This window comes from Thioclava sp. PTB-PU3-1, assembly GCF_055666785.1.
The window spans coordinates 176,691-199,245 of sequence record NZ_JBVNVL010000001.1 but is presented as its reverse complement, the minus strand read 5'-3'; the positions used below and the strand labels follow the sequence as shown (position 1 = coordinate 199,245).

Sequence of the window (22,555 nt, the reverse complement as noted above, 5' to 3'; positions counted from 1 at the left end):
TGACGTAAAAGTGAGCCAAGGCATGACACGCAACTTTAGAAATTGTCCCTTCGTCGATAATCCCGCCTTCATGGCGCCCGATGCGCACGAGGAAGCAATCGCCGAGGCCGCCCGCGCGGGCGAGCTACGGATGCCCGCAGGGCAGACCGTCGTGATGGAAGGCAACGAGCCGCAACGCTTCTTCACGTTGATCGAAGGCCAGGCGATGCGCTACCGGATGCTGGAAGACGGGCGGCGCCAAGTGCTCAATTTCCTCTTCCCCGGCGATCTGATCGGCCTCGACGCTATCATGATGGGGATGGCTTCGCATACGACCGAGGCGCTGACCCCGGTAAAGCTCAGCGTTTTCGACCGTAAACAAGTGTGGGAGCTTTTCTCGAAGATGCCGCAGCGTGCGATGATGCTGACATGGCAGGTCGCGCGCGAGGAGCATTTCCTGAGCGAGGCGCTGGTGACGGTCGGGCAGCGCTCTGCACGTGAAGCGCTCGCATGGGCCTTCGTCACTCTTTATGAGCGCGGATCGCAGACCGGGCTGGTGCGCGACGGCAAGATGCCGTTCCCGGTTCGGCAGCAGGATCTCGCGGATGCGCTCGGGCTATCGCTCGTTCACACCAACAAGACGCTTGCCCGTCTGAGGTCCGAAGGGCTCGTCAGATGGGCGCAGGGGATTCTCGAATTGCCCGATCTCCAAAAGCTCGCTGATATAGGAGTCGTCGAACTCGGGGCCGGGCCACCGCGCTACTATTTATAGTCGCGCAGGAGAGTGGCGGAATTCCTCAGTAACGCTGTCGTCTGACAGTGATTCCTAAAGCTTTTCACATACGCGAAAAGCGTTTTTCCGCCGGGTGACGCCGAGGAATATCCAAAAAAACCTGCATCAATGTCCTATGACGTAGCGCGCTCAGCGCTTTCGCGGCAGATGCTGGTTTCTTCGCAGAAATCAACAAAACGGAACCGAGCAAGCTTGGAAAACCTGTCTCGAAAACCTGACCTCGCCTATCTGGCGGAGCTGTCCCAATCGCAACGCGCCATTCCCGCGGGGGCGGCGCTTTTGCCCGAGTCCACGCCATTGATCGTGCGGGTCGAGCGCGGGATCGCCATGCGCTATACGCTGCTCGAAGACGGGCGCAGGCAAGTCGAAGCGCTGGTCTATCCGGGCGATCTCTGCGGGCTGACGAGCGTACTCTACGGTCCGGGGGCGAGCTATTACGAGGCGCTCACGCCGATGATGCTGTCGAGCTTCGATCCGGCCGATCTGCATCAGCCTCTGCCAGATGGTCCCGACCGCACCACGACGCTCGTGTGGCTGATGACGCGTGAACTGACGCGGCTGTCGGGCTGGCTGGCCTCGGTCGGGCAGCGCAACGCCAATGAGGGGATCGCGTGGTTCGTGATGCACGCATGGGAGCGTGCCGAGGCGGTCGGGCTGATCGAGAAGGACAGCGCGCCGTTCCCCTTCGCCCAGCAGGTCGTGGCGGACTCGCTCGGGCTGTCGCTGGTGCATACGAACAAGACGATCCGCCGCCTGCGCGATCAGGGGCTGTTCCGGATTGCCGGCGGGCGTGTGCGGATCTCGTCGCTCCCGGCGCTGCGCCGGGCCGCGGCGCTCTGACTGCTCCTTTCTGATAAGCCTCTCTGACAGCGCGCCGCGGGGTTTCCGCGGCGTTGGTTTGTCATGTGCCGGGGGAGGGCGCTGCCCGTTCCCGTCAACGCGGGGGCGAGGCGGGAGCCTGAGCGGATAACACCCCTCACGCACCGCGTGACCTCAAGCGTCCGTGATCGGCTAAGTTGCTCATTTTGCTCACGGATCGCTCACCGCCCCATCACAAGCGCGAGAGATGAGCCCGTTTACCCCTGTATTCGGGTGCGCCCGTTCAAGACCAACCCCCTTTATTTATTGGTTATTTTTTCGTGCGTCGCAGGTGTGTGATGACATTTGTGCATGATTTTCAGTCGGTTACGCTCGTTCCTGCGACAATTTGTCAACACCGATTGACCTCGCGGGCGCTGCCCTAGAGTGGGAGGCATCGCGCGGGACGGGAGCCCTCGCGGCCTCCCCCGAGAGACCCCTATGCCCCCGCGCCAAGAAGAGGGAATAGGAAAGGTATTTCCGTGTTGTTTGAAAAAATCTACAAGCGGCCCAGCCGCCTCGCTGCCCCGGTCCTGTTGACCGTTGCGGCTGCATGGCTGTCAGGTTGCGCGGAGAACGGGGTGATGACCCCGCTCGGCCCGGTGGCGGCCGGAGAACGCGCTCACCTGATCAGCTTCTTCCTTTGGATGCTGCCCATTTCCCTGCCGATCCTGATCGGCACGCCGTGGATCGCGATGCGCTATCGCCGTCAGGGTGGGAAAGGTAAATATGACCCGACCTGGTCGCACTCGGTTGCCGCCGAAGTCGTGATCTGGGGTGGTGCCACGCTCACCTTCCTTATCGTCGGCTGGCTCACCTGGGGCCACGTGATGGGCGAAGACCCCTACAAGGCAACGGGCAAAGAGCCGATGCATGTGAAGGTCATCGGGTCCGAATGGAAATGGATGTTCATCTATCCCGGCAAGGTCGCCGCCGTGAACCGGCTGGTCCTGCCCGAGAACACCCCCGTCGAGTTCGACCTGACTGCAACCGGCGCGATGCAGAGCTTCTGGATCCCGCGTCTTGCCGGCCAGATCTACGCAATGCCCGGCATGGGCACGAAGATGAACCTGACCACCTCGGAAGATCCGTCGCAGACCTATGGCTTCAACAGCCAGTTCAACGGCGCGGCTTTCCCGCTCAACAAGTTTGAGGTCGACGTGGTGAGCCAAGAGCAGTTCGATGCGTTCCTGCAAGAACCCAAGCACCCCTTCGCCCAGCTCGAGAAGGCGTTCAAGAAGACCGCGACCTGGTCGGGGCCTGAGCTCTTCGAGCCGCCGGAGAAAGGCTACTGGGGCAAAGTAATGATGAACCCTGACATGCTGTCCGATGGCGGCGCAGCGATCCTGCCCGACCACGCGCCCGAGCAGAAGAAGATCGACGACGCGATCCGCGAAGAACTGCATGTCTCGCAAAACCAACATCAAGGGGACGCTCAATGAGTATTCTTGGTAGTCTCGACTGGAACGATATCTTCATCGTTCCCTTCTTCACGGATCCGTCTCTGTCCACCGGGATCGCAGCAGGCGCGGGCGGCATCGTCGTCCTCGGCGCGCTCGCGGTCATGGTTCTGCTGACCGTCAAAGGTTGGTGGAAACCGCTCTGGTCGAACTGGATCACCACGCTCGATCACAAGAAGATCGGTGTCATCTATATTGTTCTGGCGCTGATCATGCTGATCCGCGGCGTTCTCGAGGCGGTCGTGATGCGCGCCCAGCAGGTTTCGCCCGCACCGGGCTTCCTGTCGGTCGAACACCACGCCGAGCTGTTCTCGACCCACGGCACGATCATGATCTTCTTCGTGGCGATGCCTTTCCTGACTGGCGTCATCAACGTCGTCATGCCGCTCCAGATCGGTGCGCGCGACATGGAGTTCCCCTTCATGAACGCGGTCTCGCTCTGGCTGTCGATCGGCGGCGCGGCGCTCGTGATGGCCTCGCTCGTTGTTGGTCACTTCGAGACCGGCGGTTGGACCGCTTACCCGCCTTATACGGGCATCAAGCTGTCGCCGAACGAGGGCGTGGATTACTGGATCTGGTCGCTGGGCCTGACTTCGGTGGGCTCGACGCTTTCGGGCATCAACTTCCTCGTGACGATCTACAAGCAGCGTGCCCCCGGCATGAAGCTGTTCGACATGTCGATCTTCGCCTGGGCGACGCTCTGCACGGCGATCCTGATGATCTTCGCGATGATGCCGCTGACCGTAGCTTCGCTGATGCTGGCGCTTGACCGTCAGGCGGGCTTCCACTTCTTCACCGCCACCCAAGGCGGGAACATGATGAACTTCGCCAACATGTTCTGGCTGTTCGGCCACCCGGAAGTCTACATCCTGATCCTGCCGGCCTTCGGCGTGTTCTCGGAAGTCATCCCGACCTTCTCGGGCAAGAAGATTTACGGCTACACCTCGCTCGTCTGGGCCACCATTGCCATCGCAGTGCTGTCCTTCACCGTCTGGGTGCACCACTTCTTCACCATGGGTCAGACCGCCCACCTTAACGCCATCTTCGGCATCGCGACGATGACGATCGGTGTGCCGACCGGTGTGAAGGTCTTCAACTGGATGCTGACCATGTGGCGCGGCAAGCTGCGGTTCTCGACCGCGATGCTGTTCTCCACCGGCTTCATCTTCACCTTCGTGATCGGCGGGATCACGGGCGTCATGCTCGCCAACCCGACGATCGACTTCGCGACCCACAACTCGCTGTTCCTGGTGGCGCACTTCCACAACATGCTCATCCCGGGCCTGCTGTTCGGTATGTTCGCGGCCGTGAACTACTGGTTCCCGCTTTGCTTCGGCTTCCGCCTGGACGAGAAATGGGGCCGTCGCAGCTTCTGGCTGTGGATGATCGGCTTCTACGGGGCCTTCATGCCGCTCTATGCGATCGGTCTGATGGGCGCACCGCGCCGTATGGCCTTCTTCACCGAGCCGGCCTACTTCCCGTGGCTGGTGATCGCGATGCTCGGCGCGCTGTGCGTGCTGGCGGGTCTGACCGCGCAGATCATTCAGGTCTGGGTCTCGGTCAAGAACCGTGAGAGCCTGATGGTGCCGGCGGGCGATCCCTGGGACGGTCGTGGTATCGAATGGTCGCTGGGCTGCCCGGTGCCGGAATACGACTTCTCCACCATCCCGGCGATGACCTCGCGCGAGCCGTGGGTTGATGCGAAGGAAGCGGGCAAGCGGGTCATGGATCCGACCGAGTTCGTCGACATCCACCTGCCGAAACCGACCGGTATGCCGTTCCTGGTGGGCCTCGTCGCGACCCTCTTCGCTTTCGCCATGATCTTCCAGATGTGGCTGATCGCGGCGGTGGGCTTCGTGGCCATGTGGGTGCTGGTGCTGATCCGCTCCTACGACACCGACTGGGAAGAAACCGTCACCGCGGAAGAACTGCGTGAGGGCTATGAAGCCCACAAGCGCCTCGTCGAAACCACGCCGCAAATCCGGCTCGACGATGAGTTCACCACCAAGAACCGCGGCCTGATCATGGAGACGCAGGTATGAGTGCAACTATGAGCAACACGGGGGCAGCGCACGCTGCCTCCCACGATCACGGCCATCACGACAAGACGGGCACGGTGATCTTCGGCTTCTGGATCTTCCTGATGTCGGACCTCATCGCCTTCTCGCTGATGATCGCCAACTACGCCGATGCCGAATGGCACGGCATCGCGAACGGGCCGAGCCCGCATGAGCTGTTCAGCCTCGGCCTGCCGACCATCGAGACGATGGCGCTGCTGATCTCCACCTTCACCTTCGGCATCTGCACGCTGGGGATGAAATACGGCGCGTCGATGAAGCGCACGGTGGGCTGGCTCGTCGTGACGCTGGCGCTTGGCGCGATCTTCCTCGGGATCGAACTCTACGAATTCCACGAGTTCTGGACCGAGGGCAACACGCCGCAAGTGTCGGGCTTCCTGACCGCCTATTACTCGCTGGTGGGTCTGCACGGTCTGCACGTCACCTCGGGTATCATCTGGGGCATCCTGCTGATGGTTCAGATGAAGACCTTCGGGATGAACGACCTGATCAAGTCGCGTCTCGTGCGTCTGGGCCTGTTCTGGCACATGCTGGACATCGTCTGGATCGCGCTGTTCACGAAAGTCTACCTGATGGGGGTGCTGTGATGGATTATATCAACTCCGACGTCGGCATGGACTCGGCTGAGTACAAGCACGACATGGCGCGCTATGTCTGGGGCTTCGCGCTCTCGGTGGTCCTGACGCTCGCAGGCGTTGTGATCGTCGCGGGTGGCGTGTTCTCGACGGGCCTCGCATGGTCCATCGTGGGCATCCTCGGCATCGCGCAGCTGATCATCCAGTTCTGGGCCTTCATGCACCTCGACTTCTCGAAAGAGGCGCGTCCGGACCTGTATCTGGTGCTCTTCACCTTCCTGCTCATCATCCTGATGGCTGCGGGCACCGTCTGGGTGCTGGCCGATCTGGCAAGCCGGATGGGTATGGGCGCTGGCAGCATGTAAGCCGAGGGGCAGGGGCCTTAGGGCCTCGCTCCGCCAAGCAAATAGAAACGCGGGCAGCGCAAACTGCCCGCGTTTTTTCATGTCCACCTGAGAGGCGCGATTACATCGGGAAGAGCTGATAGCCTTGGCTCTCCAGCACCGGGACAGCCGCCAGTGCCGACAGCGCCACATCGACATTCGGCCCGACCTGATCCTCGGTGAAGCCGTGATCGGCCAGTGCCTGCCCGCAGACGTAAAGCGTGACGCCCGCATCCGCGAGTTCCTGCTTCAGCTTGGTGTCGGGATCGTCCTTGCCGAATTTCTTCTTATACGCCTCGGGCGAAAGCGCGAGCGGGGTCGCCGCGCCATGCAGCACCACCGCGAATTTGCGATGTTCCTTGTCGACGCCCGCATTGCCGTAGACGTTCACCGCGCGCGCGACATGCCAGAGCGCTGCGTTCACGCCGCCGTCCATCGTCTCGCCCATTCCGACATCGAAGACGATCTTCCAGTCCTTGTTCGGATCGGGGCTGAGCGCGCCATCGGGCACGGGGTGCATCTTGCCGTAGTCCTTCACGACCGGGTTGATCCATTCGGTTTTCGAGCCGTCGTTGCTCGAAGAGGCGGCGAAAGCCGCGCCCGAACCGAGGGCAAGGGCGAGGGCGGCGGGAAGAACGAAGCGGGTTGCGCGCTGCATGAAACTCTCCTGTGAAATCGATTTGAGGGCCGGGAACACGGATGTCCGCGCCCGGTGAGGCTCAGCGCGGGGCGGCAGCGCTTCGTTCCTCGCCGCACCGCTCACGGCAGATCAGGGCTGCGTGATGCGTGCCGCGCCTCCGCGCGTGCCAAAACCGATGCGACAGTAAGTCACGCAAAACTCACGAAATGTCGCATCCCCGTGATCGACGCGATCGCGCTAAGCAATGTGAGTAACCAGTAGTGAGCCAGTCGGAGCATCGATGACACAGAGTGCATTGCGGATCACGGCATTCGTCTCAGCCGTGATTTTGGGCCAGCTTCCCGCCTACGCGCAGGACGCGGTCGGGGAGGAGACGCCCGCAATCGGCGCGCAATCGACACCCGTCGCACAGGGCGCATCGAAGGCCGCCCATATGAGCGATCCGGTAAAAGAGCTCACCGCTGACCACTCGAAATTCGATCAGCTCAAGGGGCCGTTCGCGTCGGGCTCCGAGGTGACCGAGGCTTGCCTGTCGTGCCATACTGAGGCCTCCAATCAGGTGATGCATTCGGTCCACTGGACCTGGGAATACCAGAACGAGGCCACCGGCCAGACGCTCGGCAAGGCGCATGAGATGAATGCGTTTTGCGGCAATGTCGCCTCGAACGAGGTGCGCTGTACCTCATGCCACACGGGCTATGGCTGGACGGATGTGCGCGAGCCGATGCCCGACGATCCGACCAAGGTCGACTGCCTCGTCTGTCACGACAAATCCGGCCAATATACCAAACAGGATAACCTCGCGGGCGAGCCGCCGCTGGATCCGGTGGCCGCGGGCGCGAAGACCATCACCGGCGCGGCCGCCTGGCCCGTCGATCTGGCCGAGGCCGCGCGATCGGTGGGCGCACCGCCCGGTCGCGACAATTGCGGCAACTGCCACTTCTACGGCGGTGGCGGCGATAACGTGAAGCATGGCGATCTCAGCTCGGCGCTGTTCAACCCGCCGCGCGACGTCGATGTCCATATGTCGCCCGACGGTCAGAACTTCACCTGCGAGACCTGCCACGTCTCGGACAAGCACGTCTTCGAGGGCTCGCGCTACGAGACCGACGTGATCGACCCGCATCCCGATCGCATGGCGGGCACCGCCCATGATGCGGCCGCCTGCCAGTCGTGCCACACCGACAGCCCGCATGAAGGGCCGAACCCGCTGATCGCGGCGAAGCTCAACGATCACACCGACACGGTGGCCTGTCAGACCTGCCACATCCCCAGCTTCGCGCGGGGCGGGGTGGCGACGAAAACCGTCTGGGACTGGTCCACGGCGGGCAAGCTCGACGCGGACGGCAAGCCGATCACCGAAGAGGGTTTCACTCAATCCGACGGCAAGCACCTGCACACCTACATGTCGAAGAAGGGTAATTTCGAATGGGGCGAGAACGTCACGCCCTATTACGCATGGTCCAACGGCGAGATGACCTTCACCCTGCCGGAGGAAGAGATCGACCCGACGCAGGTGGTCGCGATCAACAAGATCGGTGGCAATCCCGGTCAGCCCGACAGTCGCATCTTCCCGTTCAAGCGGATGGTCGGCACGCAGGCCTATGACACGCAGCGCAATGTGCTGGCCTATAACAACGTATATGGCCCCGGCAACGGCACCGCGCTCTGGTCCTATTACGACTGGGAGAAATCGCTCAAGGCGGGCATGGACTATGCCGGTGTGGAGTATTCGGGCGAGTTCGATTTCGTCCATACCTACATGTACTGGCCGATCACCCACATGGTCGCGCCCGCCGACGATGCGCTGCAATGCGAGAGCTGCCACACGCAGGGCGGTCGGATGGCCGATCTGGCGGGGATCTACGTTCCCGGCTCGGAAATCAATCTCGGTGGCAAGCTGGGGCTCGCGATGTTCCTGATGGCGCTTCTGGGGGCCTTGGGCCATGGCGCGCTGCGCCTGATCAACCGCGGCAAGAAGGAGGGAGGCCACCATGGCTGAGCATTGCGTAAAGGTCTATTCGCGCTTCAACCGGCTCTGGCACTGGAGCCAGGTTGGCTCGATCCTGCTGCTGTTCTTCACCGGCGCGCGGCTTCTGGGGCTGCATCCGATCCTGCCGTTCGGGGCGGCGGTGCTGATCCACACGATCGTCGCGCTGGCGCTCCTGCTGCTCTGGGCATTCGCGACCTTCTGGCTGTTCACAACGGGCGGCTACAAGCAGTTCATCCCCCGCATGCAGGGCATGTGGGAGGTTAGCCGCTTCTACGCCTATGGCGTCTTCAAGGGCGAGGAGCATCCTTATGTGAAGAGCTACGAGCGGCGGCACAACCCGCTGCAGGCGGCCGCCTATTTCGCGCTTAAGATGATGCTCTTCCCGGCGATCTGGATATCGGGGCTGGCCTATCTCAGCTACGGCTTCTGGGATCACCTCGACGGCGGCTCGTTCTGGCTGGAGATCATCGCGAATTTCCACGTCCTCGCGGCTTTCGCCATTGCGAGCTTCGTGGTGGTCCATGTCTACCTGCTAACCATCGGTCACGGCTTCCGCCAGCATGTGCGGCCCATGGTCTCGGGCTACGAGAAGGTCGATCTGACCCCCGAGGCAGAGGCCTATTTCCGCCAGCAGGGCCGGGTGCTCGACTGAGCATCGCTACGCACGACTGATCGAGGCCCCCCATGCGGGGGCCTTTTTCTGTCTGCGGTTTGGCGCCCCCCCCCCGGTAGGGCAGGCAAAGAAAAACGCCGCTCGGGAAAGCGGCGTTCGGGTCGGTCAGACGAGGTGCGCGGGGCTCAGGAGCCCCAGTGCCGCACCGGGCCGCAATCCATGTGCACGAAGTTCGAGCGCGAGTATTTGCCAACGCCGCCGGCGTGGCAGGCGGCGGCCGCCTTGTACATCTGGCTGACCGAGCGCGACTTCAGCCGCAGGTCCATCGCCAGACCCTGCATATGCAGCGAGTTCTTTGCGACGCCTTTCGAGCGGGAGCGCAGCATGGCGTTGGTCTTGGGCGAGCGGTAGCCCGACAGCAGCATGTAGGGTTCGCGCGAGTCCATCAGGTTGTGCGCTGCCGCCGCGATGTCCACGGTGCGCGCGTCGATGTTTTTCAGCTGGTTGGTGCGCCAGTCGCGGGCGAAGTAGGTGATTTCCTTCAGCGCGTCGGGGATATACTCGCCTTCGATCCAGTAAACGGTGTCGAGCGTCTCGCCGGTACGACCGTTATACATCTTGATCCGTCGGATGTCCCCTGCGCCCTTGAGTAGACCGAAAGCGTTACTCATGGTGGGGGCTGCCGTCACCATGGTCGCAGCAAATGCGCCCAGAAGGCCGCGCCGGGAAATCGTCGTCATAGCAAGTTCCTGTGTTCGCCTGTCTCTCGATTTTCCCGCCCTGTTTCGGGCGGTTGAGGGATGGTAGACCCAAACTTCTTACTCCTTATGGCATAGACAGATTAATCGATAAAGAACGGAACTGATGCATCTTTGCCATGTTGGGGCATGTCGGCAAAAATTCGCCTGCCGGTAGTAAAAATACGCTCATGTCCTTGTGGGAGCGGTGTGCGTGCGGGGTGAGAGGCGGCGGAAAGGCGCTGTTGCGCCCCTGCATCGTTCCGCGCGGGTCCGCGCAGTTCGTTGCGCGCAGGCAACGCTTCGCTGGACAGATGCAGGTAAGTTTGGAACATCTGGAACGATGGGTCCGGGCAGGGGTTTAGACGCTATGACGCGCAATTTCCGTAAGATAGGGCTGGCCTTCGCGCTAGCTACGCTCGCCGCCGGCGCTCAGGCGCAAGGCACTGCCCAGATTGCTGCCCAAGGGGCCATGTCGCCGCTGGCTGGCGTCGAGCTTTCGGGCTTCACCCAGGCCGTGGCTGAGGCTGCCGCTGACAATCCCGCTCTGGCCGCCTTCTACGCCGCCCGCGATTACCGGCCTATTTGGACCGCCGCCGAGGATGCGGGCCGCCGCGCGGCTTTCATGCGCGCGCTCGATCTGTCGGCAATGCAGGGGCTGCCCACTTCGCATTACGACCCCGAGGGGCTGCGTGTCGCCTTCGCCGCCGTCCAGTCCGAGCGTCAGCGCGGGCTGCTCGAAGTGAAGATGAGCCAGATTTTCCTCGATTACGCCCATGACCTGTCGCATGGCGTGCTCGACCCGCATAGCGTCATCTCCGATATCAAGCGCGAACCCAAACGTGCCGATCCCGAAGCCCGGATGACGGCCTTCGCCGCCGCGACCAACCCGGCGCTGTTCCTGCGCGAGCTGGCGCCTCAGATGCCGCAATATGCGCAGCTGGTGAAAGCGCGCCTCGATCTGGAGCATCAGATCGAAGCGGGCGGCTGGGGGCCGACGGTGCCCGGCACCAAGCTCGAGCCCGGTGATAGCGGGCCGGATATCGTGGCGCTGCGCGACCGGCTGCAGCGGATGGGCTATCTGGGCCGCTCTGCCAGCGCGACCTACGACGCCGAGATGCAAAAGGCGGTGCAGGCCTACCAGACCGATCAGGGGCTCGCGACCGATGGCGTCGCCGGGCCCAGCACGTTGGGTGAGATCAACAAGAGCCCCGAGGCGCGGATGAAAGCCATCCTCGTCGCGATGGAGCGTCTTCGCTGGATGAACGGCATCGATTTCTCGGGCCGCTACGTCTGGGTCAACATCACCGATTTCTCGGTGCGCGTGGTCGACAATGGCAAGACCACGTTCCGCTCGGTGACGGTGGTGGGCCAAAACAGCTCGGACCGCCGCACGCCGGAATTTTCCGACGAGATGGAGCGGATGGTCATCAACCCGGCCTGGCATGTGCCGCGCTCGATCGTGACCAAGGAATACCTGCCGCAGATGAAGCGCAATCCGAACGCGGCGAGCCAGCTTCAGCTGATCGACAGCCGGGGCCGGGTGGTGCCGCGCTCGGCGGTAAATTTCGCCGCTTATAATGCGAGCAACTTCCCCTTCGCGATGAAGCAGCCGCCGTCGAACCGCAACGCGCTCGGGCTGGTGAAATTCCTGTTCCCGAACCGCTGGAACATCTACCTGCACGACACGCCCTCGAAATCGCTCTTCAAGAAAGAGACGCGGGCGTTCAGCCATGGCTGTGTGCGCGTCGGCGACCCCTTCGATCTGGCCTACACGCTTCTGGGCGCGCAAAGCTCCGATCCGGAAGGCGAGTTCAAGCGCATCCTCAATTCGGGGCGCGAAACCGTCGTGCCGCTAGAAAAGCACGTCCCGGTCCATCTGACTTACTTCACCGCCTGGCCGACCGCGTCGGGGCAAGTCGAGTATCGCCGCGACGTCTATGGGCGTGACGCGATCCTCTTCAACGCCTTGCAAAAGGCCGGGGTGGAATTGGGCACGCAGGACAGCTAAATCTCTGGCAAAGGGGGCGGTTAAGCGCGCCCTCATGCGACCATGAGAGGATCGGCCATGTCCCAGACAATCGAGCATATCGCGCAGGCGCTGGACGCCCGCGCCGAAGGCGACCTGTCGATCGAGGTGACCGGCGCGTCCGAGCCTGCGACGGCGGGGCCGGACCAGATCGCCCTCGCGATGAGCGAGAAATACGCCGAAGGGCTGCGCGAGGGTGAGGCCCGCGCGGCGCTTCTGTGGGAAGGTGCCGACTGGCGCGCGCTCGGGCTGGAGGCGGCGGTCTTCGTGACCCGCCCGCGTCTCGCCATGGCGGGGCTGTCGAAAGCCTTCGATCCCGGCCCCAATGTCGAGCCCGGCATCCACCCGACCTGTGTGATCGACCCGACCGCCATCATCGGAAAGGATGCCGCTATCGGCCCCTTCACCGTGATCGGCAAGGAGGCAAAGATCGGTCCGAATGCGCGGATCGTGGGGCAGGTGACCATCGCGGAAGGCGCGCAGATCGGCTCTGACGCGCTGATCTATCCCGGCGCGCGGATCGGCGCACGGGTTCTGATCGGCGACCGTCTGGTCTGTCAGCCCGGCGCGGTGATCGGCTCGGACGGGTTTTCCTTCGTCACGCCTGATACTTCGGGTGTCGAGGAAATCCGCCACACGCTGGAGCAACGCGAAGAGATCACCGAGCAGAAATGGTTCCGCATCCATTCGCTCGGCACGGTCGAGATTGGCGACGATGTCGAGATCGGCGCGAATGCCTGTATCGACCGCGGCACGGTGCGCGCGACTGCGATCGGTTCGGGCAGCAAGCTCGATAACATGGTCCATATCGGCCATAACGTGCAGGTGGGCGAGGATTGCCTGCTTTGCGGTCAGGTCGGCATCGCGGGCTCGACCCGGATCGGGCACCGCGTGGTGCTGGCCGGGCAATGCGGCGTGTCGGACAACATCACCGTGGGCGACGACGTGATCGCGGCGGGCGGCACCAATATCTATACCAACGTTCCCAAAGGCCGTACGATCTGGGGGAGCCCAGCGGTGAAGATGGAAACGCAGCTCGAGATCAACAAATCTGTCCGCAGATTGCCGAGATTGTTTGCGCAAATGGCCGAGCTTCGAGAAACTGTTACGAAACTCACGCAAAAAGGCGGCACGGAGTAACCCCAGATATGAGGCCAGACGTGCAAGACCAGGTTTTCTCGATCATCGCCCGCGAAGCCCTTCGCGAGCCCTCCGAACTTTCGCCCGAGATGACGCTCGACGAGTTGGGGCTCGATAGCCTCGGCCTCGTCGAAGTGATCTTCGCCATCGAAGAAGCCTTCGACGTTTCGGTGCCGTTCAACGCCAACGAACCCGCCGCCTCGCAATTTGACATGTCTTCGGTCGGCGCGATCGTCGGCGCGGTGGAGCGTCTCGTCTCGGGCGGCAAGCCTTCGACCGCCGTCGCCTGATGCGGCGCGTCGTCATCACGGGCGCGGGCACGATCAACGCGCTCGGCGAGGGCGTTGCGGCAACCAAGGCGGCCATGGCGGAGGGGCGCAGCGGCATCGGGCCGCTCAGCTTCCAGGATGTAGAACGGTTGAGCATCCGCATCGGCGGTCAGATCCGCGACTATGACGCCTCTGCCCGCTTCACTTCAGCGCAGCTCGCGCAATACGATCCCTTTACCCAATTTGCGCTGATCTCCGGCGCGGAGGCGATGGCGCAGGCGGGGCTGGAGGCAGCCCCTGATCCGGCCCGCTGGGGCTGCATCGTCGGGTCCGCAGGTGGCGGGCACACGACCGCGAATAACGCCTATCGCGCGGTTTTCGCGGATCAAAAGAACCGCGTGCATCCGCTGACGGTGCCCAAGCTGATGGCCAACGCCGCGCCCTCGCATCTCTCGATCCGCTACGGGCTTCAGGGGCCGAGCTTTGCCGTCGCCACTGCCTGCGCCAGTTCCAACCACGCCATCGGCCTCGCGTTCCAGATGGTGCGGTCCGGCATGGCCGAGGGGATGCTCGCGGGCGGCTCTGAGGCGATGCTCAATTTCGGCGGGCTGAAAGCATGGGAGGGGCTGCGAGTGATGTCGCCCGATGGCTGCCGCCCGTTCTCGGCGGATCGCAACGGCATGGTGCAGGGCGAGGGCGCAGGCGTCTTCGTGATCGAGACGCTGGAGAGCGCCGAGGCGCGTGGCGCGCAGCCCTTGGCCGAGATTGCGGGCTTCGCGATGAATTCCGATGCGAGCGATATCGTGATGCCCTCGCTCGACGGGGCCTCCGCGGCGATCACCGGCGCGTTGAGCGATGCGGGCATGGCGCCTGAAGAGGTCGGCTATATCAACGCCCACGGCACCGGGACGGCGGCCAACGACCGGATCGAGACGGGCGCGATCCGCGCGGCGTTGGGCAAAGCGGCCGATCAGGTCGCTGTGTCTTCGACCAAGGCGCTGCACGGCCACTGCATCGGCGGTACCGGCGCGGTGGAGCTGATCGCCTGCCTGATGGCGCTTGGCGATGGGGTCATCGCGCCGACGGCGAATTACGCCAACCCCGATCCCGACTGCGATCTGGATTATGTGCCCAACACCGCCCGCAAGGCGCAGGTCGGCGCGGCGCTCTCGAATGCCTTCGCCTTCGGGGGGCTCAACGCAGTCGTGGCCCTACGCGCGATATGAAAACGCCGCGCCCGGTTGGGGCGCGGCGTCTTTGATTTCAAACGGTTGCGAGCCGAAGTTCATCCATTCAGCTTACTGCTGAACGCCGTTTTCCTTGTTGGTTTTCACGGTTTCGTCGAAGGCTTTGGTGAAGCCCTTGAGCGAGATATCCGCTTTCACCTTCTGCTGCGGGTTGGCCAGCGGCGTGATCGTGATCGTTGCCTTGCTGCCCTTCTTGAGCGACTCGAGTTCGGCCTTGCCGACGCCGAAGCGCGCGAAGCAACCCATCATGCGCGGGTCGCAGAAGGAATAGGGGTAGACCATTGCCTTGCCGCCATCGACCTGCATCACGAGGTTCTGCGACAGCAGGGTCTGCATCGGCACCATCACGGTCAGACCGGCTGCGGCCTGGCTGCCATCGGGCAGGCCGATCACCGAGATGTCGGCCACGTTGCCGCCATTCTGGTCCTTGATCACCTGATACATCTGGCAGGGATCCTTGCCGTCGGGCGACTTGGCGCATTGCAGCTGCCAGTCTTCATAGGTGGCCTTGATGTAGGTCTGCGGCTCCTGCGGCTTTTGTGCCTGCTGATCGGCGCCGGGCATCGTCGGCGTGGCGTCAGCACCGTTCGCGGTGGCGTCGGGCGCCTGATCGGTGCTGGTCGCGTCTGCGCCCGCATCCGCCGCCGGGGTTGCCGCGCCATCGGTGGTCGCACCCGCGGTCGCATCCGCCGAGGGGGTCGTGGTCGTGTCGCTCGAGGTGGTATCTTGCGCCCACGCCCCGCTTGCAAGGCCGAGGGCCAGAGCGAGGGCGAGCGGTTTCGTCAGTTGAGACATATTACTCTTCTCCTGAAACGTATTGGGCGAAGGCTTAACACGGGGCTGCGCCCCTGTCAGTCGCGAATTCCGCAGCGGCGCTCACGGATCGGCGGCAAACTGCCACAGTTTCGTGAGCGGTTCGACGGCCTGCATAAGAGCCGGGCCAGGCGGGGGATTTCGTGGAAAGAGCGGGGGCGATTCAGTCGCCTCTCGCGCAGGCTGGATCGGGTGTTCCGGGGGCGCGAAAACTGGGCTTTCCAAGCGAAAGGGGCCCGTTCAGGACCCCTTCCTTTTCCCCCTGTCGGACTGGCCGACTTCGTCATTGCCGACACGCTAGGCCGTAATTTTTCACAGGTCAACAGGCAAAGTTGAGGAAGTGTGACAAGCGGTGAGGCGATGAACTCCGGGACGCAATCCCTTGGCACAGAAGAAAAAGACCGCGCCAAGCGTGGCGCGGCCAGTTCAACAGGGAGGAAGCGCCCCCATCCGCGCAAAAGCGCACTCCGGGGGCAGGATCACACTGGCGCAAAAGGGTTAAGGTAGTATTGTCGGAGCCGAAATTTGTTTGGCGAGGGCAAGATGACCGGTGTTCTGACCGAAGAGGGTGTGTTCGTTGGGGGCGGTGGTGAAGGCTACGCAAGCCCGCAGGAATTGAAGCTCCAATACGGCAACCGTCACGGGCTGGTTGCGGGCGCGACCGGCACCGGCAAGACGGTGACGCTGCAGATCCTCGCGGAAGGCTTCTCGCAGGCGGGCGTGCCGGTCTTCATGGCCGATGTGAAGGGCGATCTGTCGGGCATCGCGGCGACTGGCTCGGCTGAGGCCAAGCTGCACAACGCCTTCATGGAGCGTTCGCAGACCATCGGTTTCGATCTGCAATACCGATCCTATCCGACGGTCTTCTGGGACATGTTCGGCGAGAAGGGCCACCCGGTGCGCACGACCGTCTCCGAGATGGGGCCGCTGCTGCTGAGCCGCCTTTTGGGGCTGACCGAGGCACAGGAAGGCGCGCTCAACATCGCCTTCCACATCGCCGACAAGGAGGGGCTGGCGCTGCTCGACCTCGACGACCTGCGCGCCATGCTGCGCCATATCGGCGAGCGCGCGGACGAAATCGCGCTGGAATACGGCAATGTCGGCACCGCGACGATCGGCGCGATCCAGCGCGACCTGCTGGTGCTGGAAAACCAGGGCGGGGCGCAGTTCTTCGGCGAACCCGCGCTGGACCTTGGCGATCTGATCCAGACCGACGAAAACGGCATGGGCCAGATCAACATCCTCGCCGCCGACAAGCTTATGGGCAGTCCGCAGCTTTACGCGACTTTCCTGCTGTGGCTGCTCTCGGAACTGTTCGAGGAACTGCCCGAGGTCGGCAATCCGGACAAGCCCAAGCTGGTCTTCTTCTTCGACGAGGCGCATCTGCTGTTCGACGACGCGCCCAAGGCGCTGGTCGACAAGGTGGAGCAGGTGGCGCGGCTGATCCGCTCGAAAGGGGTGGGGGTGTTCTTCATCACGCAGAACCCCGGCGACGTGCCCGACGGCATTCTCAGCCAGCTTGGCAACCGCGTCCAACATGCGCTGCGCGCCTTCACCGCAAAGGATCAGCGCGACCTGCACCGCGCGGCCGAGAACTACCGCGCCAATCCGAGCTTCGACACCGAGATCGCGATCAAGGAAGTCGGCACAGGAGAGGCGGTGACCTCCTTCCTTGAGAAGAAAGGCGTGCCGGGCATGGTCGAGCGCACGCTCATCCGCCCGCCGCAGTCGCGCCTCGGCCCGCTCAGCGATACCGAGCGCGCCGCGGTGATCGCGGGAAGCGGTTTGGGCGACAAATACGATACGCCCGTGGATCGCGAGTCGGCGCAGGAGATTCTCGCCAAGCGTGCCGAACTGGCCGCGCGCGAGGCCGCAGAGGCCGAGGCGCGCGAGAAAGCGGCCAAGACCGCCGCGGGCCGCTCCGAGCTCGATGAGCGTTTCGATAATTTCAACAATGCACGGCGCTACGATCCGACGGCGAAGTCGAAACCGGCGCGCAAATCCTCGCGCCGGTCCGATACGATCCTCGAGACCTTCGGCAAGAGCCTTGCGCGTCAGCTGGGCACCAAGACGGGTCAGACGATCGTGCGCGGGGTTCTCGGCTCGCTCTTCAAGTCGCGCTGAGCGACGGGGCGCCAGCGCGCTCCTCAGAGGGCTGCGGCGCCAGCCGCGCCTCCGCCAGAAGCGCGATCAGCAGCTCGATATGGCGGGCGACCGAATAGGTCGCCTCGCCCGCGCGCCGCGCCTGATCGAGCGCCGCTTCCTCGGCCATCAACGCGCGCAGGGCCGTTCCCGGGCGCGGCAGCTCGCTCATCCGCATCACCCGCTTGAGGTCGCGCTTGCGGCTGTAATCGCTCAGCCCGTGCCGCGCCGCGCGGATCAACAGGCGCGGGCGGCGCAGTTTCGCCACGGCGGTGACAGGATCGGGATCAGGGGCGACGCTGTCGGCTTCGGCCGGTTCGACGAGGCGCAAGGGCGACGGGGCGCGGACGGCGGGCGTAGTTTTTGGGCGAAATGCGAAGGTCATCGGAAACTCCCTTGAGGTGAGATCCCGAGCGTTACCCAGCCTCAGGCGGTGTTGCGCAAATTCGCCCTCAAGCGCGCGCCCCGCAAAGCTTTGTTTAGGAAGTTTAAGGAATTCTTGCTGGCGTCCCGTTTATTAACGAACGGGTAACCAAAGCAACTCACGGTTGTTACCGGACGGACTCGTCGCGCGTTTCGCGGCGCAATCTGGGGGACAATATGACTTCGATCGCACCGGCCCCGGCGGCGCTTCCCGCCTGGCTGCCCGAACATGCCCGACTCTATCTGCGCCATGTCGAAGAAGGCGTTCCGATACGGGCACTGGCACGGGCGGAAGGGTGCGCGGCCTCGACCATCCTGCGCCGCGTGCGCCGGATCGAGGCGCGGCGGGACGATCCGCTGGTCGATGAGGCGCTCGAACGTCTTGGCCGCGCGGCCGGGCCGGGCGCCGCCAATTATCCCGAGGCTCCGATGACGACCGTGCTCCAAAAGGACACGCCCATGACCGCTGCTTTCCGCCCCTCCGAGACGCCCGCCGATGAAGACCAGCTGCGCCGCGAGACGCGCCGCATTCTGCGCCGCCTGGCCGAACCGGGCGCGCTCCTGATCGTGGGACGCGAGATGGACAAGGCCGTGGTGCTGCGCGGTACCGTGCGCACGGCCGTGTTGGAGCGCGCGGTGGCGCAGGCTTTCGCGCTCAAGGACTGGATCGAGGTCGCCCATGCGGGGCGCGTCACCAGCTACGAGATCACGCAGGCGGGGCGCGCGGCGCTGAAACGCGTGCTGGAGGAAGAGGCCGCGGCGCGCGGCGAGACCGTCGCCAATCCCTTCGCCGCCCAGCATGGCGAGTTCGTCCACGAGACGCGTGCCGACGCGGACGGGCATCAGCGCCGGGTGCGCGCCAATCTGGCAGAAAGCCCGCTCGCGGTGCTGGCGCGGCGGCGTGACAAACAGGGGCGGCCGTTCCTCGGCGCCGATCTCGTCGCCGCAGGGGAGCGTCTGCGCGAGGATTTCGAACTGGCGCAGATGGGCCCGCGCGTCGGTCAGAACTGGGAACGGTTCCTGACCGGGGGGGGCGGGCGCGGGCAGTATCGCCCCGAGCTGGCGATGGGCGGCGGCTCCGACACCGCGCGCGAGCGGGTGGCGCTGGCGCTGCGCGATCTGGGGCCGGGACTGGGCGACATGGCGCTGCGCTGCTGCTGCTTCCTCGAAGGGCTGGAGACGGCGGAGAAGCGGCTGGGCTGGTCGGCACGCTCGGGCAAGATCGTCCTGCGCATCGCGCTGCAGCGTCTCAAGCGGCATTACGACGACACCTATGGCGGTGCCAGTCCGATGATTGGGTGAGCGGCGGTCCGGGCGTTCTGCTAGAGCTATCCGGACGCTCTCACGCGGCCAAATCCTCAATGCCTAACAGTCCGTTAAAGTTAAGGTGCTACCTTAGTTTTTCTTCGCAAGACTCTGATAAAACGCAAGAAAGGGCGTGAGATTTTCTCGCGCCCTTTTTTCGCTGGTCCGCGTCCTGCCGGCCATGGCGCGCGCCCTCACGAGTTCTCTTCGTGGCATGAGCCATCCATGTGGAAATGATATAATACAAAGTTGTAAAGTTTTTCGCATGTCGATAATCGAAGATTATGAATATCACGCTTCGTCAACTCACCTATCTACGGGCGCTCGGTCAGGCACGCTCTTTCTCGCGCGCCGCTGAGATCGTCCATGTCAGCCAGCCCGCGCTCTCGGTCCAAATCCGCGAACTGGAGGAGCAGGTGGGTCAGCCGCTGGTCGAGCGCCGCCCGCGCGATGTGCGGCTGACGCGGGCCGGGCGGCGGGTGCTGGAGACCGCCGAGCGGGTCGCGGGCGAGTTGCGCGATCTGCAGTCCGAGGCGCGGCGCGGGCTGGGGCAGGTCAATCTCGGTGTGATCCCGACCATCGCGCCCTATCTGCTGCCCGCGTCTCTGGCGGGGCTGCGCGCGCAAGGGGGGCTGCGGCTGCGCGAGGCCACGACCGAGTCGTTGCTGGCCGAGATCGCCGAAGGGCGCCTCGATGCCGCGATCATCGCGACGCCTGCGCCCGAACTGTTCGAGACACCGCTGTTCGAAGATCGCTTCCTGCTGGCCGGGACGCCGGATCAGTTGACCATGGTGCGCGGCCTCAGCCCGCAGGCGATCGATCCGGATCAGCTCTTGCTGCTCGAAGAAGGTCATTGCCTTGCCGATCAGGCGCTGGCGCTGTGTGGGCTGACGCGGGCGGCGCAGCGCATCGATCTGGGGGCGTCCTCGCTGACCACGCTTTGCGCGCTGGCCGGACAGGCGATGGGGCTGACGCTGGTACCCGAGATCGCGAGTCTGCAGGAAACTCGCGCGTTCCCGACGCTCGCGCTCAGCCGGTTCGACGAGGAGCCGGCACGGACCGTAAGGCTGGTCCGTGCCCGCGAAGTGTCCGATGCCGAGGCGTGGTTCGACCCGCTCGCGCAGGTCTTGCAAAAAGCGGGAGAGGGGCTGGTCGCGCAGGCGCGCAGACGCTTCTGATCGCCGTGCGCCCCGATCCGTTGGTAGCCGGCCCGATAAACGGGCCGGCATAGGGTCACGCCGCCGCTTCGGCCTTGGCGTCGACCAGCCAGTTCATGACGGTCTCGGGCGAGGACACGCCATAGGGGTCTTCGCCGTGGTTGTCTTCAAGGCCCGGCTCTTCGAACCAGGCTTCGATCACGCCGTCATTGACGACGGCCGCATAGCGCCACGAGCGCAGACCGAAGCCCAGATTGTCCTTGCGCACCAGCATGCCGACGCGGCGGGTGAACTCGCCCGAGCCATCGGGGATCACCTTGACGTTCTCGAGGCCCTGCGCCTTGGCCCACTGGTTCATCACGAAGGCGTCGTTGACCGACAGGCAGTAGATCTCGTCGATTCCCTGCTCGGCGAAATCGTCGAAGCCCTTCTCGAAGCCGGGCAGCTGATAGGTCGAGCAGGTGGGGGTGAAGGCGCCGGGCAGTGCAAACAGCACCACGCGCTTGCCCGCGAAGTAATCCGAGGTGGTCTTGTCCTCCCAACGGAAGGGGTTCGGCCCCTCGATGCTGTCATCGCGCACGCGGGTGTGGAAGGTCACTTCAGGCAGTTTCGAACCGGAAAGCATGGGGAGGTCTCCTTTATCGGTTGGGGAGGTTGCGTTTTGGAGAGTGTCCTGACTAGCGGATGTCCCTTTCGGTCACAATCGCTGACTTTGCAGTTGCGGCATTCGCTGTGCGAGACCCTTTCGGATGCGCGGAGATGTTCGGCCTCTTTGAATTCGTTAGCCTTGTGGTGGTCCTGACCGCCGCTTCCGCGCAGGTCAGCCGCGCGCGATGTGCAAGGCTGCCTTCGGGCTTGCGCATTTGCATCCGACACGCAATCGGCTTATGTGACGATCAACCGCACTCCGAAAGGATGGATCATGCGCGATCTCAAGATGCCCGGTGAACGCCACCCCGAAAAGGCGCATCGCGCCGACAATGCCCAGCCCAAGAAACCCGATTGGATCCGCGTGAAAGCGCCGGTCTCGGAAGGCTACAAGAAGACGCGCGACATTCTGAAGACCAACAAGCTGGTCACCGTCTGCGAAGAGGCAGGCTGCCCGAATGTCGGCGAATGCTGGAGCCAGGGTCACGCCACCATGATGATCATGGGCGAGATCTGTACCCGTGGCTGTTCCTTCTGCAACGTGGCCACGGGTCGCCCCGACGCGCTCGACGTGTTCGAGCCGGGCCGCGTCGCCCATGCGGTCGAGACGCTGGGCCTGAACCACGTCGTGATCACCTCGGTCGACCGCGACGATCTGGACGATGGCGGGGCGGAGCATTTCGCCCAGACGATCCGCGCGATCCGTCACCGCTCGCCCGACACCACGATCGAAATCCTGACGCCGGACTTCCTGAAATGCGAGCCCGCCGCGCTGGAGAAAGTCGTCGAGGCGCGCCCCGATGTCTTCAACCACAATCTGGAAACCGTGCCGGGCCTCTATCCCGGCGTGCGCCCCGGCGCGCGTTACTTCCACTCGCTGCGCCTGCTGCAGCGCGTGAAAGAGCTGGACCCGTCGATGTTCACCAAATCGGGCATCATGGTGGGTCTCGGTGAAGAGGCGCCGCAGGTCCGTCAGGTGATGGATGACATGCGCTCGGCCGATGTCGATTTCCTGACCATCGGTCAGTATCTGCAGCCGACGCCGAAGCACCACGCGGTGATGCGTTTCGTGACCCCGGACGAGTTCCGCGATTACGAGAAAGCGGCTTACGGCAAGGGCTTCCTGATGGTGTCCGCCACGCCGCTGACCCGCTCGAGCTATCACGCGGGCGACGATTTCGCGCGGCTCCGCGAGAACCGGCTGAAGAAACTCGGTCTCAGCTGAGCGCGTCCCAAGCGATTTGAACGAACCCGGCCCCACATGGCCGGGTTT

The 22,555-nt window shown here is 63.8% G+C and carries 21 protein-coding genes; 16 read left to right on the top strand and 5 right to left on the bottom strand.

Annotated elements, in window-relative coordinates; all coding sequences use genetic code 11:
* Window positions 1–22: 22 nt before the first annotated feature.
* The 6 genes from ACZ7GB_RS00955 to ACZ7GB_RS00930 all read left to right on the top strand — a co-directional run bounded on the left by ACZ7GB_RS00955 (window position 23) and on the right by ACZ7GB_RS00930 (window position 6,108).
* Entirely contained in the window at window positions 23–751 is a 729-nt protein-coding gene (locus ACZ7GB_RS00955; RefSeq protein ID WP_472157304.1) for a Crp/Fnr family transcriptional regulator, read from the top strand.
* Window positions 752–964: 213 nt separating this feature from the next.
* Entirely contained in the window at window positions 965–1,612 is a 648-nt protein-coding gene (locus ACZ7GB_RS00950) for a Crp/Fnr family transcriptional regulator (protein ID WP_158522062.1), read from the top strand.
* A 602-nt stretch (window positions 1,613–2,214) separates the two neighbouring features.
* Window positions 2,215–3,072, top strand: a complete 858-nt coding sequence (locus tag ACZ7GB_RS00945; protein ID WP_472157302.1) for a cytochrome c oxidase subunit II — start codon at window positions 2,215–2,217, stop codon at window positions 3,070–3,072.
* Window positions 3,069–5,132 carry a cbb3-type cytochrome c oxidase subunit I gene (locus ACZ7GB_RS00940; RefSeq protein WP_078539403.1) on the top strand — a complete coding sequence of 688 codons (2,064 nt, stop codon included), beginning with the start codon at window positions 3,069–3,071 and terminating at the stop codon, window positions 5,130–5,132. The genes ACZ7GB_RS00945 and ACZ7GB_RS00940 overlap by 4 nt, the downstream gene beginning before the upstream one ends.
* Window positions 5,133–5,140: 8 nt before the next feature.
* Window positions 5,141–5,755, top strand: a complete 615-nt coding sequence (locus tag ACZ7GB_RS00935) for a cytochrome c oxidase subunit 3 (protein ID WP_165756923.1) — start codon at window positions 5,141–5,143, stop codon at window positions 5,753–5,755.
* The gene (locus ACZ7GB_RS00930) at window positions 5,755–6,108 is read left to right on the top strand and encodes a cytochrome o ubiquinol oxidase subunit IV (RefSeq protein ID WP_078519282.1); all 354 of its coding nucleotides are present in this window, start codon (window positions 5,755–5,757) and stop codon (window positions 6,106–6,108) included. Before ACZ7GB_RS00935 ends, ACZ7GB_RS00930 begins: the two co-directional genes overlap by 1 nt.
* 100 nt (window positions 6,109–6,208) lie before the next feature.
* Here ACZ7GB_RS00930 and ACZ7GB_RS00925 read toward each other — a convergent pair whose 3' ends face one another.
* Entirely contained in the window at window positions 6,209–6,784 is a 576-nt protein-coding gene (locus ACZ7GB_RS00925; protein WP_472157299.1) for a DsrE family protein, read from the bottom strand.
* Between the two features lie 262 nt (window positions 6,785–7,046).
* Between ACZ7GB_RS00925 and ACZ7GB_RS00920 the strand changes: the two genes are divergently transcribed.
* Both ACZ7GB_RS00920 and ACZ7GB_RS00915 read left to right on the top strand, forming a co-directional pair.
* Entirely contained in the window at window positions 7,047–8,768 is a 1,722-nt protein-coding gene (locus tag ACZ7GB_RS00920; RefSeq protein WP_472157297.1) for a tetrathionate reductase family octaheme c-type cytochrome, read from the top strand.
* Window positions 8,761–9,411 carry a cytochrome b/b6 domain-containing protein gene (locus tag ACZ7GB_RS00915; protein ID WP_472157295.1) on the top strand — a complete coding sequence of 217 codons (651 nt, stop codon included), beginning with the start codon at window positions 8,761–8,763 and terminating at the stop codon, window positions 9,409–9,411. Before ACZ7GB_RS00920 ends, ACZ7GB_RS00915 begins: the two co-directional genes overlap by 8 nt.
* 146 nt (window positions 9,412–9,557) lie before the next feature.
* Here ACZ7GB_RS00915 and mepK read toward each other — a convergent pair whose 3' ends face one another.
* Complete coding sequence (mepK, locus tag ACZ7GB_RS00910) at window positions 9,558–10,112, bottom strand: peptidoglycan L,D-endopeptidase MepK (protein ID WP_078546845.1); 555 nt, start codon at window positions 10,110–10,112, stop codon at window positions 9,558–9,560.
* A 367-nt stretch (window positions 10,113–10,479) separates the two neighbouring features.
* Here mepK and ACZ7GB_RS00905 point away from each other — a divergent pair, with 367 nt between their 5' ends.
* From ACZ7GB_RS00905 to ACZ7GB_RS00890, 4 genes are read left to right on the top strand one after another with little or no spacing between them, the layout of a single operon-like run.
* Window positions 10,480–12,120, top strand: coding sequence for a L,D-transpeptidase family protein (locus ACZ7GB_RS00905; RefSeq protein ID WP_472157293.1), 1,641 nt, complete (start codon window positions 10,480–10,482; stop codon window positions 12,118–12,120).
* Window positions 12,121–12,177: 57 nt separating this feature from the next.
* Entirely contained in the window at window positions 12,178–13,278 is a 1,101-nt protein-coding gene (locus ACZ7GB_RS00900; protein ID WP_472157291.1) for a UDP-3-O-(3-hydroxymyristoyl)glucosamine N-acyltransferase, read from the top strand.
* 8 nt (window positions 13,279–13,286) lie between these two features.
* Entirely contained in the window at window positions 13,287–13,568 is a 282-nt protein-coding gene (locus ACZ7GB_RS00895) for an acyl carrier protein (protein ID WP_078546851.1), read from the top strand.
* On the top strand, window positions 13,568–14,773 hold the full coding sequence (locus tag ACZ7GB_RS00890; RefSeq protein ID WP_472157289.1) for a beta-ketoacyl-[acyl-carrier-protein] synthase family protein: 1,206 nt from the start codon (window positions 13,568–13,570) through the stop codon (window positions 14,771–14,773). The genes ACZ7GB_RS00895 and ACZ7GB_RS00890 overlap by 1 nt, the downstream gene beginning before the upstream one ends.
* A 72-nt stretch (window positions 14,774–14,845) precedes the next feature.
* Here ACZ7GB_RS00890 and ACZ7GB_RS00885 read toward each other — a convergent pair whose 3' ends face one another.
* Complete coding sequence (locus ACZ7GB_RS00885; protein ID WP_146673482.1) at window positions 14,846–15,589, bottom strand: invasion associated locus B family protein; 744 nt, start codon at window positions 15,587–15,589, stop codon at window positions 14,846–14,848.
* Window positions 15,590–16,150: 561 nt separating this feature from the next.
* Here ACZ7GB_RS00885 and ACZ7GB_RS00880 point away from each other — a divergent pair.
* Complete coding sequence (locus ACZ7GB_RS00880) at window positions 16,151–17,731, top strand: helicase HerA-like domain-containing protein (protein WP_472157287.1); 1,581 nt, start codon at window positions 16,151–16,153, stop codon at window positions 17,729–17,731.
* Here the strand turns inward: ACZ7GB_RS00880 and ACZ7GB_RS00875 are convergent.
* Complete coding sequence (locus ACZ7GB_RS00875) at window positions 17,718–18,134, bottom strand: DUF6477 family protein (protein ID WP_472157285.1); 417 nt, start codon at window positions 18,132–18,134, stop codon at window positions 17,718–17,720. The two genes, ACZ7GB_RS00880 and ACZ7GB_RS00875, sit on opposite strands and share 14 nt — an antisense overlap.
* 215 nt (window positions 18,135–18,349) lie before the next feature.
* On the opposite strand from ACZ7GB_RS00875, the gene ACZ7GB_RS00870 reads away from it, so the two are divergent.
* Together ACZ7GB_RS00870 and ACZ7GB_RS00865 are read left to right on the top strand one after the other, a co-directional pair.
* Window positions 18,350–19,474 (top strand): DUF6456 domain-containing protein, encoded by a 1,125-nt coding sequence (locus ACZ7GB_RS00870; RefSeq protein ID WP_472157284.1) that lies wholly within the window; start codon window positions 18,350–18,352, stop codon window positions 19,472–19,474.
* 287 nt (window positions 19,475–19,761) lie between these two features.
* Window positions 19,762–20,655, top strand: a complete 894-nt coding sequence (locus ACZ7GB_RS00865; RefSeq protein WP_472157283.1) for a LysR substrate-binding domain-containing protein — start codon at window positions 19,762–19,764, stop codon at window positions 20,653–20,655.
* A gap of 55 nt (window positions 20,656–20,710) precedes the next feature.
* On the opposite strand, the gene ACZ7GB_RS00860 is transcribed toward ACZ7GB_RS00865, so the two are convergent.
* Complete coding sequence (locus tag ACZ7GB_RS00860) at window positions 20,711–21,259, bottom strand: redoxin family protein (RefSeq protein WP_472157281.1); 549 nt, start codon at window positions 21,257–21,259, stop codon at window positions 20,711–20,713.
* Window positions 21,260–21,556: 297 nt separating this feature from the next.
* Here ACZ7GB_RS00860 and lipA point away from each other — a divergent pair, with 297 nt between their 5' ends.
* Window positions 21,557–22,507 carry a lipoyl synthase gene (gene lipA / locus ACZ7GB_RS00855; RefSeq protein ID WP_078546861.1) on the top strand — a complete coding sequence of 317 codons (951 nt, stop codon included), beginning with the start codon at window positions 21,557–21,559 and terminating at the stop codon, window positions 22,505–22,507.
* Window positions 22,508–22,555 lie beyond the last annotated feature (48 nt).